The sequence below is a fragment of the Citrobacter sp. Cc139 genome (assembly GCF_030334645.1).
Classification (GTDB): domain Bacteria; phylum Pseudomonadota; class Gammaproteobacteria; order Enterobacterales; family Enterobacteriaceae; genus Citrobacter; species Citrobacter werkmanii.
The window spans coordinates 175,278-193,369 of sequence record NZ_JAOWDM010000076.1; the positions used below are offsets into that span (position 1 = coordinate 175,278).

Genomic DNA, 18,092 nt, shown 5'->3' on the forward strand with positions numbered 1-18,092 from the left:
TTCGCCAGCAGAACGGAAAATTTTCATGCTCATCCTCTTTCCGCCAGTCGACGAAAGATTGCGCTTTCCGTATAGTGGCGACAATTTTTTTGTATCCGGGAAACATTCAATGATCAGTCTGATTGCGGCGTTAGCGGTAGATCGCGTCATCGGTATGGAAAACGCCATGCCATGGAACCTACCTGCCGATCTCGCCTGGTTTAAACGTAATACCTTAAACAAGCCGGTTGTCATGGGACGCCATACCTGGGAATCCATCGGGCGACCGTTGCCAGGGCGTAAAAATATTGTCATCAGCAGCAAGCCAGGCACCGACGATCGCGTGCAGTGGGTGAAGTCTGTTGATGAAGCAATAGCGGCCTGCGGCGATGAACCTGAAATTATGGTGATTGGCGGTGGACGCGTGTATGAGCAGTTCCTGCCGAAAGCGCAAAAACTGTATCTGACACACATTGATGCGGAAGTTGAAGGGGATACGCATTTCCCGGACTACGAACCGGACGACTGGGAATCGGTGTTTAGCGAATTTCACGATGCCGACGCACAAAACTCCCACAGCTACTGCTTCGAGATTCTGGAACGTCGTTAATACTGTAAGTGCCGGATGGCGGCGAAACGCCTTATCATCCAGCTAATGTAGGCCGGATAAGGTGCGAGCACCGCATCCGGCAAACGACTATCAGGCGTTGACCGCCTCGCCGGGATCCAGATTCAGATGGCGATTTGATGGCTGTACAAAGTACCGTTTGTCTTCCCAGCGCAGACAGGTGAGGTCTCCCCCCCAGCAACATCCCGTATCCAGCGCGTAGATACCTTCAGGCGTGCCTTTCCCCTCCAGCGATGCCCAGTGCCCGAAAGCAATGCTATAGGCTTCACTGACAGGTCCAGGAATGGCAAACCAGGGCTTCAGTGGGGCTGGCGCATCTTCTGGCGACTCTTTGCTGTACATATCCAACTGACCGTTGGGGAAGCAGTAGCGCATGCGGGTAAATGCGTTGGTAATAAAACGCAGGCGCGCCAGCCCCGTGAGTTCCGGTGTCCAGTTGTTTGGCATGTCGCCATACATGGCGTCGAGGAAGAAGGGATAAGAGTCGCTCGACAATACGGCTTCAACATCGCGGGCGCAATTCCTCGCTGTCTGCAGATCCCATTGTGGGGTAATACCGGCATGCGCCATCACCAGCTTCTTCTCTTCATCAATCTGCAAGAGCGGCTGGCGGCGTAACCAATTAAGCAACTCATCCGCGTCCGGTGCTTCGAGCAGCGGTGTGAGCCGGTCTTTCGGTTTGTTACGACTGATACCGGCAAATACGGCCAGCAGGTGCAAATCGTGATTGCCAAGGACTAACCGCACGCTATCGCCCAGCGATTTCACGTAGCGTAAAACGTCCAGAGAGCCCGGCCCACGCGCGACCAGATCGCCAGTGAGCCATAGGGTGTCTTGTTCGGGGTTGAAGTCTACCTGGTGCAGCAAGGCGATCAGTTCATCGTAACAACCGTGAACGTCGCCAATAAGGTATGTCGCCATAGTTATTGTTTTAGTGAATGAGTGTTGGAACGGCGAGCCGAAACACGGGAATGTCGATGGTAAAGGCGATGCCTTGTTCATCGATCATTTCGTAATGACCCTGCATGGTGCCCAGCGGTGTTTCAATTACCGCTCCGCTGGTGTACTGATACTCTTCTCCAGGTGCGATGTGGGGCTGAACGCCAACCACACCTTCGCCCTGAACTTCGGTTTCGCGGCCATGACCATTAGTGATCAACCAATAACGCCCCAACAGCTGCACAGGCGCTCGCCCCAAATTGCGGATAGTCACGGTATAAGCAAAAACGTAACGTTCATCATCAGGTGAGGATTGCGCCTCAATGTAGACGCTTTGTACCTGAATGCACACTCGGGGCGAATTGATCATCTTTAACTCTCCTTCGATGGCGCGTTTTCTGACAGATAGTTAGCCATCCGGCAGTATTGCGCGACAGAGATATTTTCCGCTCGCATCGCCGGATCAATACCCAGCTCGGTCAGGACCTCAACGCTAAACAGGTTGCCGAGGCTGTTACGTACCGTTTTACGGCGCTGATTAAACGCTTCGGTGGTAATACGGCTCAGCACGCGGACATCTTTAACCGGATACGGCATCGTCGCATGAGGAACCAGACGCACAACGGCGGAATCGACTTTAGGCGCAGGCGTGAATGCGGATGGCGGTACTTCGAGTACCGGGATCACATTGCAATAATATTGCGCCATGACGCTTAATCGACCATACGCTTTACTGTTTGGCCCTGCAACCAGACGATTGACCACCTCTTTTTGCAACATGAAATGCATGTCGGCAATGGCATCAGTATAGGTAAAAAGATGGAACATCAGCGGCGTGGAGATGTTGTACGGCAGGTTGCCGAAAACGCGCAGCGGCTGGCCCATCGTTTGTGCGAGTTCGCCGAAGTTCATCGTCATGGCATCTTGCTGATAAATCGTCAGCTTTGGCCCTAAAAACGGGTGAGTTTGCAGGCGCGCGGCAAGGTCCCGGTCCAGTTCAATGACCGTGAGCTTGTCCAGACGTTCGCCTACTGGCTCGGTCAATGCTGCCAGGCCCGGGCCGATTTCGACCATTGCCTGACCCTTCTGCGGATTGATAGCAGAGACAATACTTTCGATCACAAACTGATCGTTAAGGAAGTTTTGCCCGAAACGTTTACGGGCTAAGTGGCCCTGATGGACTCGATTATTCATTAGTATTAACAATCATTTTGATGGCGAGATTAAGCGCCGTAATAAAACTGCCGACATCTGCTTGCCCACGACCCGCAAGTTCAAGCGCGGTGCCGTGATCGACAGATGTGCGAATAAAGGGCAGGCCCAGCGTGATATTCACCCCGCGACCAAATCCCTGGTATTTTAGCACGGGGAGGCCCTGATCGTGGTACATTGCCAATACGGCATCCGCATGGTCGAGATATTTGGGCTGAAACAGCGTATCTGCTGGCAGTGGGCCGTTTAGTTTCATCCCCTGCGTACGCAGTGCATCGAGGACCGGAATGATGGTGTCTATCTCTTCCGTCCCCATATGACCGCCTTCACCAGCATGCGGGTTAAGACCGCACACCAGAATATGCGGATCGGCAATGCCAAATTTGGTGCGCAAATCATGATGCAGAATGCCGATCACTTCCTGCAACAGGGCAGGCGTAATGGCGTCGGCAACGGCTCTGAGCGGCAAATGCGTGGTGGCCAGCGCCACGCGCAGCTCCTCCGTCGCCAGCATCATCACCACTTTCTTCGCCTGTGAGCGCTCTTCAAAAAACTCGGTATGCCCGGTAAACGGCACGCCAGCGTCATTGATTACACCCTTGTGGACCGGACCGGTAATCAGCGCCGCAAATTCACCTTGCAGACAACCATCACAGGCGCGAGCCAGCGTATCCACGACATATTGCCCATTTTCTACCGCCAACTGACCTGCGACTACAGGTGCTCGTAGCGCAATCGGTAACAGCGTCAACGTACCTGCTGATTGCGGTCTGGCTGGAGTATCTGAAGAGTAGGGGAGGAGTGAAAGCGGTAAACCGAGCATCGCTGCCCGGTCACTGAGAAGAGCGGCATCCGCACAGACGACGAGTTCTACGGGCCACTCACGCTGTGCGAGCTGAACCACGAGGTCTGGGCCAATCCCGGCGGGTTCGCCGGGAGTGATGACAACGCGTTGAATACGAGTCATTAGTTGCTCAGAATTTTAACGTATGCGCTGGCGCGCTGTTCCTGCATCCAGGTCGCTGCTTCTTCCGAGAATTTACGGTTCATCAGCATACGGTAGGCACGGTCTTTCTGCGCTGCGTCAGTTTTATCCACATTACGCGTGTCCAGCAGTTCGATCAGATGCCAACCGAAAGAGGAATGCACCGGGGCGCTCATCTGGCCTTTGTTGAGTTTGGTCAGCGCATCGCGGAAAGCAGGATCGAAAATATCCGCTGCAGCCCAGCCCAGATCGCCGCCCTGGTTGGCAGAACCGGGATCCTGAGAAAACTCTTTTGCTGCTGCCGCGAAGGTGGTTTTACCACTCTTAATATCTGCCGCGATTTGTTCCAGCTTCAGACGCGCTTGTTGATCGGTCATGATCGGCGATGGTTTCAGCAGAATATGGCGGGCGTGCACTTCAGTCACGGAGATGCTCTGGCTTTGACCACGCATGTCGTTGACTTTCAGGATGTGGAAACCCACGCCTGAACGAATAGGGCCGATGATATCGCCTTTCTTCGCGGTGCTTAACGCCTGAGCAAAGATGCCCGGCAGTTCCTGAATACGTCCCCAACCCATCTGGCCGCCTTTTAGCGCCTGCTGATCGGCGGAGTAAGTGATGGCCAGTTTGCCGAAATCGCTACCGTTACGCGCTTCATCAACAACAGAGCGTGCCTGGCTTTCAGCCGCGTTTACCTGCTCTGACGTTGGGTTTTCCGGTAATGGGATCAGAATGTGGCTCAGGTTCAGCTCGGTGCTGGCATCGTTTTGGTTGCCAACCTGCTGCGCCAGGGCATCCACTTCCTGCGGCAGAATGGTGACGCGACGGCGAACTTCGTTGTTACGCACTTCGGAGATGGTCATCTCTTTGCGGATCTGGCTCCGATAGGTCGAATAGCTTAAACCATCCTGTGCCAGACGGCTGCGCATCTGATCCAGCGTCATGTTGTTCTGCTTGGCGATGTTGGCGATAGCCTGATCCAACTGCTCGTCAGAAATTTTCACACCCATCTTCTGACCCATCTGCAGGATGATTTGATCCATGATCAAACGTTCCAGGATCTGATGACGCAGCGTGGCGTCGTCTGGTAACTGCTGACCAGCCTGACCCGCATTAAGTTTTACTGACTGCATTAAGCCATCGACGTCGCTTTCCAGAACGACGCCGTTATTGACGACGGCTGCGACTTTATCGACTACCTGTGGGGCAGCGAAACTGGTATTCGCGATCATGGCGATACCGAGAAGCAGCGTTTTCCAGTTCTTCATACTTTTTCCATTTCAATTAACCGCAATGCGGATTACGTGTAAATTAATCAGATCACAAAGAGCTTTGATACGGCAAAATGTTCGAACGCAACATTTGGTTGGTGCCGAGACCGTAGTTGGAGCTCAGGCCGCGGAGTTCGATATTAAAGCCGATCGTGTTGTCATAAATTGCATGTTGCTGGGTGTTATCCCAACCGTTCAGCTTACGTTCGTAGCCGAAGCGAATGGCGTAACAGCAGGAGTTGTACTGTAAGCCCAGCATGGAGTCTGCTTCTTTGTTCACGTTGGTATCGAAGTAGTAAGCACCAACAATCGACCAGCGATCGGCGATCGGGAAGCTTGCCACTGCGCCCACCTGCGAAATCCCGTTCTTATACTGATCGGCCGTCGAGTAGTAAGAAGGCAGGGTTGCCTGGATATACTCTGAACTGGCATAACGGTAGTTCAACTGCAGCATACGGTTTTCGTCGCGGCGGTATTCGATACTGCTGCTGCTGGTGGCGATGCTATCCAGACGCGTGTCGTACTGAATCCCACTACGCAAACCCCAGCGATCGGAGATGCGCCAGTAGGTGTCTCCCGCCCAGACCAGCGAACCCGTTTTGTCGTCATTCTCCCATTTAATGTTGTCATCGCCAGTGCGAGACTCAGTGAAATAGTAGATTTGACCCACAGAAATATTAAAACGTTCAACGGCCGCGTCATCATAAACGCGAGATGTGACCCCGGTCGTTACCTGGTTAGCGGAAGCAATACGGTCCAGACCGCCATAAGTACGGTCGCGGAACAGGCCGCTGTAGTCAGATTGCAGCAGGGACGAGTCATAGTTATAGATATGGCTTTGGTCGCGATACGGGACGTACAGGTACTGGGCGCGCGGCTCCAGCGTCTGGGTATATCCCGGCGCCAGCATTTGCATATCACGCTCGAATACCATCTTGCCGTCAACTTTAAACTGCGGCATGACGCGGTTGGCGGAATCATCCAGCTTGGTGTTTTGCGGGTTACTGTTGTACCAATCCAGATTGGTCTGCTGATAGTGCGTAGCCAGCAGTTTCGCTTCGGTATTGATACTGCCCCAGTTATTCGACAACGGCAGGTTGATGGTCGGTTCAAGGTGAACACGCGTTGCTTCTGGCATGTTGTCATTGGTGTTAACGAAATGGACCGCCTGGCCATAAATACGGGTATCAAACGGACCGACGTCATTCTGGTAATAGTTGACGTCTAACTGCGGCTGCGCAGAGTAACTGTTACTGTTTGCGGAATCGAAGACCTGGAACTGCTTGGTCGAAACCGTGGCGTCAAAGTTCTGTACCGCATAGCCGACGCTGAATTTCTGCGTGGCGTAGCCGTCGGTACTGGAGCCGTATTTGTTATCAAAATCATTAAAGTAACTGGTGTCGCTGACCTTGGTGTAGTCGACGTTGAAACGCCATACCTGGTCCATGACGCCTGAGTGCTGCCAGTAGAACAGCCAGCGGCGCGAATTGTCATCCTTCGGATGTTCATCTTCGTACACTTTATCGGAGTTCAGATAGTCGAACTCCATCAGGCCTGCGCCCGCCTGGGTGAGGTAGCGGAATTCGTTCTCCCACATGATGCCGCCACGACGGTGCATATAATGCGGCGTGATGGTGGCGTCCATATTGGGCGCAATGTTCCAGTAGTACGGGAGGTAGAACTCAAAATAGTTATTAGTAGAGTATTTTGCGTTCGGGATCAGGAAACCGGAACGGCGCTTATCGCCGACGGGCAACTGTAAATAGGGGCTGTAAAAGACCGGAACCGGACCCAGTTTAAACCGGGCGTTCCAGATTTCCGCGACCTGTTCTTCACGATCGTGGATGACTTCGCTACCGACGACGCTCCAGGTATCGGAACCGGGCAGACAGGAGGTAAAACTACCGTTTTCCAGAATAGTATAACGGTTTTCCCCACGCTGTTTCATCAGGTCGGCTTTCCCGCGTCCCTGACGACCTACCATCTGGTAATCCCCCTCCCAGATGTTGGTATCTTTGGTATTCAGATTAGACCAGCCCTTCGGTCCCTTCAGAATCACCTGATTGTCATCGTAATGGACATTACCCAACGCATCGACGGTTCGTACTGGCTCCGGCTGACCTTCTGCCTGCTTCTGGTGAAGCTGAACTTCGTCGGCCTGCAGGCGGCTATTACCCTGCGCTATATCCACGTTGCCGGTAAACACCGCGTCATCCGGGTAATTCCCTTTCGCATTGTCGGCATTAATGGTGACGGGTAATTCATTGGTTTCGCCCTTCACCAGAGGACGGTTATAGCTCGGCACGCCCAGCATACACTGTGAGGCGAGATCGGCTGCCAGGCCCTGTTGGCTATAAAGGGCACTGGCAATCATGGTGGCCAGAAGAGTGGGAATACGTTTTTTCATACGTTGTATTTATTGTTCCATCATCGGTAGCGTCGCGCGTGACAAACGGTCACAGCCTAACTTATCTCATCTTCACTGCGCTAGTGTTAATCCTGCCCATTTAGGCATCCGTGGTGTTAGGCACGGCATTGAATGACAGGTATGATAATGCAAATTATAGGCGATGTCCCACAATTGACCGCAGCCGTAAAACGGTAAAAGCAGCTTATATTGTGGGACATAGCCTGGCTGAGAGCACAAAGATTTGGGGAGTCTATGCAGTATTGGGGAAAGATAATTGGTGTAGCCGTGGCTTTAATGATGGGCGGCGGCTTCTGGGGTGTGGTTCTGGGCCTGTTAGTCGGCCACATGTTCGACAAAGCCCGCATGCGCAAAATGGCGTGGTTTGCCAACCAACGTGAACGCCAGGCGCTTTTTTTTGCCACCACTTTTGAGGTGATGGGACATCTGACCAAATCCAAAGGTCGCGTCACGGAAGCCGATATTCATATCGCCAGCCAGTTGATGGATCGGATGAATTTGCACGGTGATTCCCGTACTGCCGCGCAACACGCCTTCCGGGTGGGAAAATCAGACAATTACCCGTTACGTGAAAAGATGCGTCAGTTTCGCAGCGTCTGTTTTGGTCGATTCGATCTGATCCGCATGTTTCTGGAGATTCAGATCCAGGCGGCATTTGCCGACGGGTCATTGCACCCTAACGAGCGTGAAGTGCTGTATGTGATTGCTGAAGAGTTGGGGATTTCGCGCACCCAGTTTGATCAGTTTCTGCGCATGATGCAGGGCGGGGCACAGTTCGGCGGCGGATATCAGCAGCAGTCCGGTGGTGGCGGCTGGCAGCAGGCGCAACGAGGCCCGACGCTGGAAGACGCCTGCAATGTTCTCGGTGTAAAAACAACCGACGATGCGACCACCATTAAGCGCGCTTATCGTAAACTAATGAGCGAACACCATCCGGACAAACTGGTGGCGAAAGGTTTACCGCCAGAAATGATGGAGATGGCCAAGCAGAAGGCGCAGGAAATTCAGAAGGCGTACGAGCTGATTAAAGAGCAGAAAGGCTTCAAGTAAATATACACGGCATCCTTCAAGCTGCCTCTTTGTTGGCTGCACTGTGAAACCCCAGTCACATAGTTATCTATGCTCCTGGGGATTTCTTCGTTTGCCGCCTCGATGCATCTCGAATGATTTGTGTCTATAAATAGAGAAACACAGCAAAAACGAAATGCGTCCCCAGCAACGTTTTAAAAATCCGCTGGGACTTTAAACGTCATGCTGTTGCCGTATGCGGGATGGGTGATGGTTAACATCTCTGCGTGCAGCAGCAGGCGTGGCGCTAACGCCAGGGCTTCTGGCGGAGCGTAGAAGCGGTCGCCGAGGATCGGATGTCCTAATGCCAGCATATGCACACGCAACTGGTGGGAGCGTCCGGTTATGGGTTTGAGCACCACCCGGGCGGTGTTATCCGCCGCGAACTCGACCACTTCATACTCGGTCTGCGCGGATTTCCCGGTCTCATAACACACTTTCTGCTTTGGTCGGTTCGGCCAGTCGCAAATCAGCGGTAAATCAACCAGTCCCTCGGCAGGCGCCGGATGTCCCCATACGCGTGCGACATACTGCTTTTTCGGTTCGCGCTCGCGAAACTGGCGTTTGAGTTCACGCTCTGCCGCTTTAGTTAGCGCGACTACAATCACGCCGCTGGTTGCCATATCCAGACGATGTACGGATTCAGCCTGTGGGTAGTCGCGTTGAATACGCGTCATCACGCTGTCTTTGTGCTCATCCAGACGACCCGGCACGGACAACAAGCCGCTCGGCTTGTTGACCACCATAATGTGCTCATCCTGATACAGGATAACCAGCCAGGGTTCCTGCGGCGGATTGTAGTTTTCCATCCCCATGTATGGCTCCGTTACTGGTGCGTCACGACGATCAGACGCAGGGCATCCAGACGCCAGCCCGCCTGCTCCAGGCTTTCCAACACCTGCTGGCGGTTGCTTTCAATGGCGCTCAGTTCGTCATCACGGATGTTCGGGTTAACGGCACGTAGGGCTTCCAGACGCGACAGTTCTGCTGTCAGCTTCTCATCCGCTTCTTTGCGCGCCGCGTCGATCAGCGCACGGGCGGATTTTTCCACCTGCGCTTCACCCAACTGCAGGATGGCATGAACATCCTGCTGCACGGCGTTGACCAGTTTGCTGCCGGTGTGGCGGTTAACGGCGCTGAGCTGACGGTTAAAGGTTTCGAATTCAACCTGCGCGGCAAGGTTATTGCCGTTTTTATCCAGCAGCATGCGTACCGGCGTTGGCGGCAGGAAGCGGTTCAACTGCAGCTGTTTCGGCGCTTGCGCCTCTACAACGTAAACCAGTTCAACCAGCAGAGTGCCGACCGGTAACGCTTTGTTTTTCAATAAAGAAATAGTGCTGCTTCCGGTGTCGCCGGACAGGATCAGATCCAGACCATTGCGGATCAGCGGATGCTCCCAGGTAATAAACTGCGCGTCTTCACGCGACAGGGCGACATCACGTTCAAACGTAATGGTGCAGCCATCTTCCGGCAGGCCAGGGAAATCCGGTACCAGCATATGATCGGACGGCGTCAGTACGATTAAATTGTCGCCACGGTCATCCTGATTAATACCGACGATATCAAACAGGTTCATGGCAAAGGCGATCAGGCTGGTGTCGTCATCCTGCTCTTCAATACTTTCGGTAAGTTGCTGAGCTTTTTCACCGCCATTGGAGTGAATTTCCAGCAGGCGATCGCGGCCTTGCTCCAGTTGGGCTTTCAGCGCCTCGTGCTGCTCACGGCAGGTTTTGATCAGGTCATCAAAGCCATCGGTATTTTCCGGTTCGGCCAGGAAGCCGATCAGATTGTTGTATACCGTGTCATAGATAGTACGTCCGGTTGGGCAAGTGTGTTCGAACGCATCCAGACCTTCGTGGTACCAGCGCACCAGCACGGATTGCGCGGTTTTTTCCAGGAACGGTACGTGGATCTGAATATCATGTGCCTGGCCGATACGATCCAGACGACCAATACGCTGTTCCAGCAGGTCCGGGTTGAACGGCAGGTCGAACATCACCAGATTGCTGGCGAACTGGAAGTTACGCCCCTCGGAGCCGATTTCAGAACACAGCATCACCTGGGCGCCGCTATCTTCTTCGCTAAACCAGGCCGCCGCGCGGTCACGTTCAATAATCGACATTCCTTCATGGAACACGGCGGCGCGGATCCCTTCGCGTTCGCGCAGGACCTGCTCCAGTTGCAGCGCGGTAGTCGCTTTCGCGCAGATAACCAGCACTTTTTGCGAACGGTGGCTGGTCAGGTAGCCCATCAGCCATTCCACGCGCGGATCAAAGTTCCACCAGGTGCCGGTATCGCCTTCGAATTCCTGATAAATCTGTTCCGGGTAGAGCATGTCGCGAGCCCGGTCTTCCGCACTCTTACGCGCGCCCATAATGCCGGAGACTTTTATCGCGGTCTGGTATTGGGTCGGCAACGGTAATTTGATGGTATGCAGTTCGCGTTTCGGGAAGCCTTTCACACCGTTACGGGTGTTACGGAACAGTACACGGCTGGTGCCATGGCGGTCCATCAGCATCGAAACCAGTTCCTGACGCGCGCTCTGGGCGTCTTCGCTGTCGCTGTTTGCTGCCTGCAATAATGGCTCAATATCCTGCTCGCCAATCATGTCGCCTAACATGTTCAGCTCATCGTTACTCAGTTTATTGCCAGCCAGTAGCATGGCGACGGCATCAGCGACCGGACGGTAATTTTTTTGCTCTTCAACAAACTGGGCGAAATCGTGGAAACGGCTTGGATCCAGCAGGCGCAGACGTGCAAAGTGGCTTTCCATACCCAGTTGTTCTGGCGTAGCGGTCAACAGCAGGATACCCGGTACGCGTTCAGCCAGCTGTTCAATGGCCATATATTCCCGGCTGGGCGCATCTTCGCTCCACACCAGGTGATGGGCTTCGTCGACAATCAGCAGATCCCATTCGGCGTCACACAGGTGCTCCAGACGCTGTTTACTGCGACGGGCAAAGTCCAGCGAACAGATAACTAACTGTTCGGTTTCAAATGGGTTGTAGGCGTCGTGTTGCGCTTCTGCATAACGCTCATCATCGAACAGCGCAAAACGCAGGTTGAAACGGCGCAGCATTTCGACCAGCCACTGGTGCTGTAGCGTCTCCGGGACGATGATCAGTACGCGTTCAGCGGCGCCAGAAAGCAGTTGCTGATGCAGGATCATCCCGGCCTCAATGGTTTTACCTAAACCCACTTCGTCAGCCAGCAAAACGCGCGGGGCGTGACGACGACCAACATCATGAGCAATGTTGAGCTGGTGGGGGATCAGGCTGGTACGTTGGCCGCGCAAACCACTCCATGGCATACGGTACTGTTCGCTCTGAAATTTACGCGCGCGATAGCGCAGCGCAAAGCGGTCCATACGGTCAATCTGACCGGCAAACAGGCGATCCTGTGGTTTGCTGAATACCAGTTTACTGTCGAGCAGCACTTCACGCAGCGTTACACCGGTTTCTTCGGTATCAAGGCGGGTTCCGATATAGGCAAGCAGGCCGTTTTCTTCTTTTACTTCATCGACATGCAGTTGCCAGCCTTCATGGCTCGTTATCGTATCGCCAGGATTGAACATCACGCGGGTCACGGGAGAATCACTGCGCGCATACAGACGGTTTTCGCCCGTCGATGAGAAAAGTAAAGTGACGGTTCGCGCATCCATGGCGACAACAGTACCAAGTCCCAGTTCGCTTTCTGTATCGCTGATCCAGCGTTGACCAAGTGTAAAAGGCATATATGTTCGGCTCTATATCTTTAATTGCAGGCAATACTCGTCATTTTCCGGGCTAACCCGGTTTTTGAGAGCATACGACCCCGCTACCAGGCTAATAAATCAGTGGTAGTGGTGTTAAATGGGTCCAGGAATGGAAAGGGCGCTATGGTACTGGATGGCGGCGGTTTCGTCACGCGTCAAAATAACCCCAGTTGCCCTGTGAGTAGTGTAGCAAAGTTATCATCGATAAAGGGAAGTATTCCCTCGGCAACCGGTTGTATCTGACGGGTCAGATAGTGCTCATAATCGAGAGCAGATTGCTGATAATCCACAGGTTCAGGGCCGTTTACTGTCCAGACATATTTAATGGTGCCACGGTTTTGGTACTGTGGCGCGCGACCTCGTTTTATATTCTGCTCATCAGCCAGTCGTGCCGCACGGACGTGTGGCGGAACATTACGCTGGTATTCACTTAACGGGCGGCGCAGGCGTTTGCGGTACACCAGTTGTGCATCCAGTTCACCTGCCATCAGACGGTCGATGGTCTCGCGGACAAACTCCTGATACGGCTCGTTACGAAAAATTCGCAGGTACAGCGCCTGCTGGAATTGTTGCGCCAGCGGTGTCCAGTCGGTGCGAACCGTTTCCAGCCCCTTAAACACCATGCGTTGTTCAGCCCCTTCCTGAATCATCCCGGCGTAACGCTTTTTACTACCGGTATCCGCACCGCGAATAGTCGGCATCAGAAAGCGACAAAAGTGGGTTTCAAACTCCAGCTCCAGCGCGCTGGTCAGATTTTGTTGCTTTAGCGATTGCACCCACCACGAGTTGACATGGCTCACCAGCTCCCGGCCAATCCGGGCGGCATCATCTTCTGAGTGCGCCTTTTTAAGCCAGACAAAGGTCGAGTCGGTATCACCATAGATGACGTCGTAACCCTGAGCCTCAATTAACGCTTTGGTCTGGCGCATGATCACATGGCCGCGCATCGTGATTGATGAGGCCAGTCTCGGATCGAAAAAGCGACAGGCGGTAGTACCCAGTACGCCGTAAAACGCATTCATGATAATTTTCAGCGCCTGCGAGAGCGGTTTATTCCCGTGGCGTTTTGCTTCTTCACGCCCGTGCCAGATCTGAGTAACGATCTCCGGCAGGCAGTGTTTTTCGCGTGAGAACCAGGCGTCAAGAAAACCTTCGGTGCTGTGCTCCCGATCCGGGTGCGCCATCCCTTCGATAAGCCCCACCGGATCGATCAAAAATGTACGAATAATTGAGGGGTACAGGCTTTTGTAATCCAGCACCAGAACGGAGTCGTACAATCCCGGGCGCGAGTCCATCACATAGCCGCCGGGGCTGGCGTGCGCGGGAACTTCTCCCAGATTTGGCGCCACGTAACCCGCCCGGTGCATGCGCGGAAGGTAGAGGTGGCCGAAGGCGGCAACCGAACCACCGTGACGGTCGACCGGCAGACCGTTGACCGTTGAGCGCTCCAGCAGAAAAGGCATGATCTCGGTTTTATGAAAAATGCGCGTGACCAGCTCACAGTCTTTGAGATTGTAGGTGGCGAGCGCGGGTTTATCCTGGGCAAACCGACGGTCAATTTCGTCCATTCGGTCCCACGGGTTATCAATCGATTTTCCTTCGCCCAGCAATTCTTGCGACACCGTTTCCAGCGAGAATGACGAGAAATTCCAGAATGCGGATTTGAGCGCTTCAATGCCGTCAATGATCAGTCGACCTTTGGCCTGCGCGAAGAACACGCCGTTTTTGAAGCCATGCTCGCGCCACTCTAGTTCGCTATTATCACGACCAAAACGCAGGGGGATGCGATAACGTTCGGCATGCTTTTGCAGGACGCGTAAATCGAATTGCACCACGTTCCAGCCAATGATGACATCGGGATCATGACGGGCAATCCAGTCGTTGAGCTTTTCCAGCAACTGCGGTCGGCTAGCCACGTACTCAAGTTCAAAATCCAGCGCCGAGGCATCGCCGTTTGCCGGGCCGAGCATGTAGACAATACGCTGCCCGCAGCCTTCAAGACCGATGCAGTAGAGTTCACCATGCCGCGTGGTTTCGATATCCAGCGATACCCATTTTAGCGGCGGTCGATAGTCCGGGTTTGGCTTCAGGCGGGCATTAATCAGCGTGCCGTTATGTTTGTCGCCTTCGACCCAGATCGGGGACGTGATAAAGCGCTCCATCAGATATCGCTCTGGCGGGCGTACGTCAGCCTCATAAACGGTGATGTCGTTTTCGCGCAGGAGTTTTTCCAGCCGCATAAGCTGGCGGTGGGAGCGGCAATACAGACCCGAAACGGGCTGGCGGTGGAAATCTTGTAGCTGAAGCGGCGTCAGGCGATAGCCGTTCTCTGTACGTAATAATGATGTAACGCGCGGAACCTGACTGCCAGGTATAAACGCGACGGATTCCTGAGGCGCGAGCGTGACCAGCAGCGGCCCGTCGTCTGTCGCCAGCCAGAATGAGACCTCAGTTCCCTGCGGGGTGTCCCGCCAGTGCCGGGTTAAAATAAAGCCTGCCTGCGCCACGCTGTGTATCCATTAAAAAACCAGGCATGATTATAGCCTGGATTGCACGATTGTACTGTTATTTTGTACAGTTGTAAGATAAAAGTCGCGGTAAGACGCAGTCGCAGTGACAGTAAAATTCTTTTCGGGTACAAAATTTCAGTGTCGAACTATTTAATTTATGAATACAGTTTCTGGTTATACTTCCGTAAATTATTTGATTAGTCTGTTTTGATTATTTATTTAAATTACTGCTTTTCGATTATGTGTTTTCCATAAATTGATAGTCTGCTTCAGGAGTTTTTTCACATTTTCAGAATAGTGCTCAACCCATTCTGCTACTTACCCCTCGGTTCAGAAAAAATTACACTTTTTTTAATTTGTTTTTATTCATGGTTAGTGTAACTATTTTAATCGAAGCATTCGGGTTGTCAGGTTGAATATAATATATATTATTGGATTACTATTGTCTGGATAAAAACAGATTTTCGGTACGATTTCGTCGGGAATATCTCTCTGCATAATTTGATTTTTATCTCCTGATGTAATTTTTATTCATCTGGCGGCTCGGGTGTTTTATATCAATAGCTTGGGTGTGTTGTGAAATGGAGAGGTGTTATGAATGTTTATACTCAGGCGTTACAGGTAGGATATGACCACTATTTATTTGTTAATACTCAGCTATGTAACCCGACTATTAAGTCGGTAAGTCAATACATTGAGTATAGAACATGGTCAGGTCAAATCTGGCGCTCTGAGATTATTGATCGTGGGAATGCCTTCTTTCACTGGCAAGGACAGGACAGAATAAATGGGCATCGTGATACGGTTATTAATTATCTGTTGAACGGCCAACGCTGGCAGTCAACAATTGCAGATTATATTTTCTTTCATTCTCTGGATGGCGAAGAGGCGCTGGGACATTATGATAATGTGATTAAATACGTTTGTGCTAATAATTGTGTGTATCGAAGTACGTTTGCGGAATATATAACTCAATAATAAGAAGGCGCGTCATTGTTTCCGGACGCGCCTGGCGTCATTTCACTGACCGTAATAGGCTTTTGCGCCATGTTTACGCAGGTAGTGTTTATCCAGCAGGGTTTGTTGCATATCCGGCAACTGCGGCGCGAGTTGGCGGCAGAATATCCCCATATAGGCGACTTCTTCCAGCACGATGGCGTTATGCACCGCATCTTCGGCATTTTTTCCCCAGGCGAACGGACCGTGAGAGTGCACCAGTACGCCTGGCATCTGCGCTGCGTCAATCCCTTTTTTCTCAAAGGTTTCGACGATCACATTCCCGGTTTCCCACTCGTATTCCCCGTTAATCTCGCTGTCGGTCATTTTACGTGTGCAGGGAATGGCGCCGTAGAAATAGTCCGCATGGGTGGTACCCGTGGCCGGGATCGACTGACCCGCCTGCGCCCAGATTGTCGCGTGGCGCGAGTGGGTATGAACAATGCCGCCAATGGTCGGGAATGCCTGATATAACAAACGGTGCGTTGGGGTATCGGAGGAGGGCTTTTTCGTGCCTTCAACGACTTCCCCGGTGGCGATACTGACAACAACCATATCGTCTGCGGTCATGACGCTGTAATCGACACCGGAAGGTTTAATCACAAACACGCCGCGTTCGCGATCGACGGCGCTAACGTTACCCCAGGTCAGCGTCACCAGGTTGTGCTTGGGCAGTGCCAGATTCGCTTCCAGTACCTGACGTTTAAGATCTTCTAGCATGTAAACTCCTGAATGCCGGATGGCGTTTCGCTTATCCGGCCTACGGTGATTTATAGGCCCGGTAAATGAAATGCCACCGGGCAATCCGTTTCACCAATTAACGTTTGAACCCGTAATACACTTCGTTCCAGCGCAGCGCGTCCTTAAAGGCCGGCAGACGGGTCTCGTTATCGATCACTGCGATCTCGATATCGTGCATTTCAGCGAACTGGCGCATATCGTTCAGATCCAGCGCATGGCTGAAGACGGTGTGGTGCGCGCCGCCGGCAAGGATCCAGGCCTCAGATGCGGTTGGTAGATCCGGCTGGGCCTTCCACAATGCGTTAGCCACCGGCAGTTTCGGCAGGTCGTGCGGCGTTTGCACCGTGTCGATGCAGTTAACCAGCAGGCGGTAGCGATCGCCGAGATCGATCAGGCTGGCAACCACTGCCGGGCCGGTTTTGGTGTTGAAGATCAGACGGGCAGGATCGTCTTTACCGCCAATACCGAGGTGCTGAACGTCGAGGATCGGTTTCTCTTCCACAGCGATTGACGGGCACACTTCCAGCATGTGCGAGCCGAGCACCAGATCGTTGCCTTTCTCGAAGTGGTAGGTGTAATCCTCCATAAATGAGGTGCCGCCCTGCAGACCGGTTGACATCACCTTCATGATGCGAAGCAGAGCGGCGGTTTTCCAGTCGCCTTCGCCCGCAAAGCCGTAGCCTTGCTGCATCAGACGCTGTACGGCCAGACCCGGAAGTTGTTTCAGGCCGTGCAAATCTTCAAATGTCGTCGTGAAGGCGTGGAATCCGCCCTGCTCAAGGAAGCGCTTCATTCCCAGTTCAATTCGGGCGGCTTCCAGTACGTTCTGACGTTTCTCACCATGGACTTGTGTGGCCGCCGTCATGGTGTAGGTGCTTTCATACTCGTCGATCAGCGCGTTGATTTCGCCGTCACTAATTGCGTTCACTACCTGCACCAGGTCGCCCACGGCCCAGGTATTTACCGAGAAGCCGAATTTGATCTGTGCGGCAACCTTATCGCCGTCAGTGACCGCTACTTCACGCATGTTGTCGCCAAAACGGCAGACTTTCAGATGGCGGGTATCCTGTTTGGACACCGCCTGACGCATCCAGGAGCCAATACGCTCGTGCGCCTGCTTATCCTGCCAATGGCCGGTGACCACGGCGTGCTGCTGACGCATACGCGCACCGATGAAGCCGAATTCGCGACCACCGTGTGCGGTCTGGTTCAGGTTCATAAAGTCCATATCAATGCTGTCCCACGGCAGGGCGGCGTTGAATTGGGTGTGGAACTGCATCAGCGGCTTATTGAGGATAGTCAGACCGTTAATCCACATTTTGGCTGGAGAGAAGGTGTGCAGCCAGACCACCAGACCTGCGCAGCGATCGTCATAGTTGGCATCACGACAGATAGCGGTAATTTCGTCAGGTGAAGTACCCAGCGGTTTTAATACCAGTTTGCAGGGCAGGTTAGCTTCCGTATTCAGTGCGTTAACAACGTGCTCGGCATGTTGGGTTACCTGACGCAGGGTTTCCGGGCCATACAAGTGCTGGCTACCAATCACAAACCACACTTCATAGTTATTAAAAATTGTCATTG

The 18,092-nt window shown here is 53.0% G+C and carries 14 protein-coding genes; 3 read left to right on the plus strand and 11 right to left on the minus strand.

Annotated features, from left to right (window positions below):
- Positions 1–109: 109 nt before the first annotated feature.
- Positions 110–589, plus strand: coding sequence for a type 3 dihydrofolate reductase (gene folA, locus OGV69_RS10460; protein ID WP_003018873.1), 480 nt, complete (start codon positions 110–112; stop codon positions 587–589).
- Between the two features lie 90 nt (positions 590–679).
- Here the strand turns inward: folA and apaH are convergent, their stop codons facing one another.
- From apaH to lptD, 6 genes are read right to left on the minus strand one after another with little or no spacing between them, the layout of a single operon-like run.
- Entirely contained in the window at positions 680–1,528 is an 849-nt protein-coding gene (apaH, locus tag OGV69_RS10465) for a bis(5'-nucleosyl)-tetraphosphatase (symmetrical) ApaH (protein ID WP_038637114.1), read from the minus strand.
- Between the two features lie 10 nt (positions 1,529–1,538).
- Positions 1,539–1,916, minus strand: a complete 378-nt coding sequence (apaG, locus tag OGV69_RS10470) for a Co2+/Mg2+ efflux facilitator ApaG/CorD (protein WP_038637116.1) — start codon at positions 1,914–1,916, stop codon at positions 1,539–1,541.
- A gap of 2 nt (positions 1,917–1,918) precedes the next feature.
- Positions 1,919–2,740, minus strand: coding sequence for a 16S rRNA (adenine(1518)-N(6)/adenine(1519)-N(6))-dimethyltransferase RsmA (gene rsmA / locus OGV69_RS10475; RefSeq protein ID WP_005124503.1), 822 nt, complete (start codon positions 2,738–2,740; stop codon positions 1,919–1,921).
- Positions 2,733–3,725: a 4-hydroxythreonine-4-phosphate dehydrogenase PdxA gene (pdxA, locus tag OGV69_RS10480; protein ID WP_069324073.1), complete on the minus strand. Its 993-nt coding sequence runs from the start codon at positions 3,723–3,725 to the stop codon at positions 2,733–2,735. Before pdxA ends, rsmA begins: the two co-directional genes overlap by 8 nt.
- On the minus strand, positions 3,725–5,011 hold the full coding sequence (surA, locus tag OGV69_RS10485; RefSeq protein WP_038637121.1) for a peptidylprolyl isomerase SurA: 1,287 nt from the start codon (positions 5,009–5,011) through the stop codon (positions 3,725–3,727). The genes pdxA and surA overlap by 1 nt, the downstream gene beginning before the upstream one ends.
- A 52-nt stretch (positions 5,012–5,063) precedes the next feature.
- Positions 5,064–7,421 carry an LPS assembly protein LptD gene (gene lptD, locus OGV69_RS10490; RefSeq protein ID WP_069324072.1) on the minus strand — a complete coding sequence of 786 codons (2,358 nt, stop codon included), beginning with the start codon at positions 7,419–7,421 and terminating at the stop codon, positions 5,064–5,066.
- Positions 7,422–7,676: 255 nt separating this feature from the next.
- On the opposite strand from lptD, the gene djlA reads away from it, so the two are divergent.
- Positions 7,677–8,492, plus strand: a complete 816-nt coding sequence (gene djlA, locus OGV69_RS10495) for a co-chaperone DjlA (protein WP_003845702.1) — start codon at positions 7,677–7,679, stop codon at positions 8,490–8,492.
- Positions 8,493–8,665: 173 nt separating this feature from the next.
- On the opposite strand, the gene rluA is transcribed toward djlA, so the two are convergent.
- The 3 genes from rluA to polB all read right to left on the minus strand — a co-directional run bounded on the left by rluA (position 8,666) and on the right by polB (position 14,771).
- Positions 8,666–9,325 carry a bifunctional tRNA pseudouridine(32) synthase/23S rRNA pseudouridine(746) synthase RluA gene (gene rluA / locus OGV69_RS10500; RefSeq protein ID WP_038637129.1) on the minus strand — a complete coding sequence of 220 codons (660 nt, stop codon included), beginning with the start codon at positions 9,323–9,325 and terminating at the stop codon, positions 8,666–8,668.
- A gap of 11 nt (positions 9,326–9,336) precedes the next feature.
- Positions 9,337–12,243: an RNA polymerase-associated protein RapA gene (gene rapA, locus OGV69_RS10505; RefSeq protein WP_038637132.1), complete on the minus strand. Its 2,907-nt coding sequence runs from the start codon at positions 12,241–12,243 to the stop codon at positions 9,337–9,339.
- A gap of 176 nt (positions 12,244–12,419) precedes the next feature.
- Positions 12,420–14,771: a DNA polymerase II gene (polB, locus tag OGV69_RS10510; RefSeq protein ID WP_069324071.1), complete on the minus strand. Its 2,352-nt coding sequence runs from the start codon at positions 14,769–14,771 to the stop codon at positions 12,420–12,422.
- Positions 14,772–15,368: 597 nt separating this feature from the next.
- Between polB and OGV69_RS10515 the strand changes: the two genes are divergently transcribed.
- Positions 15,369–15,752: a DUF4751 family protein gene (locus tag OGV69_RS10515; RefSeq protein WP_069324070.1), complete on the plus strand. Its 384-nt coding sequence runs from the start codon at positions 15,369–15,371 to the stop codon at positions 15,750–15,752.
- 42 nt (positions 15,753–15,794) lie between these two features.
- On the opposite strand, the gene araD is transcribed toward OGV69_RS10515, so the two are convergent.
- Positions 15,795–16,490, minus strand: coding sequence for an L-ribulose-5-phosphate 4-epimerase (gene araD / locus OGV69_RS10520; RefSeq protein WP_069324069.1), 696 nt, complete (start codon positions 16,488–16,490; stop codon positions 15,795–15,797).
- A gap of 97 nt (positions 16,491–16,587) precedes the next feature.
- Positions 16,588–18,090, minus strand: coding sequence for an L-arabinose isomerase (gene araA / locus OGV69_RS10525; protein WP_069324068.1), 1,503 nt, complete (start codon positions 18,088–18,090; stop codon positions 16,588–16,590).
- Positions 18,091–18,092: the final 2 nt, after the last annotated feature.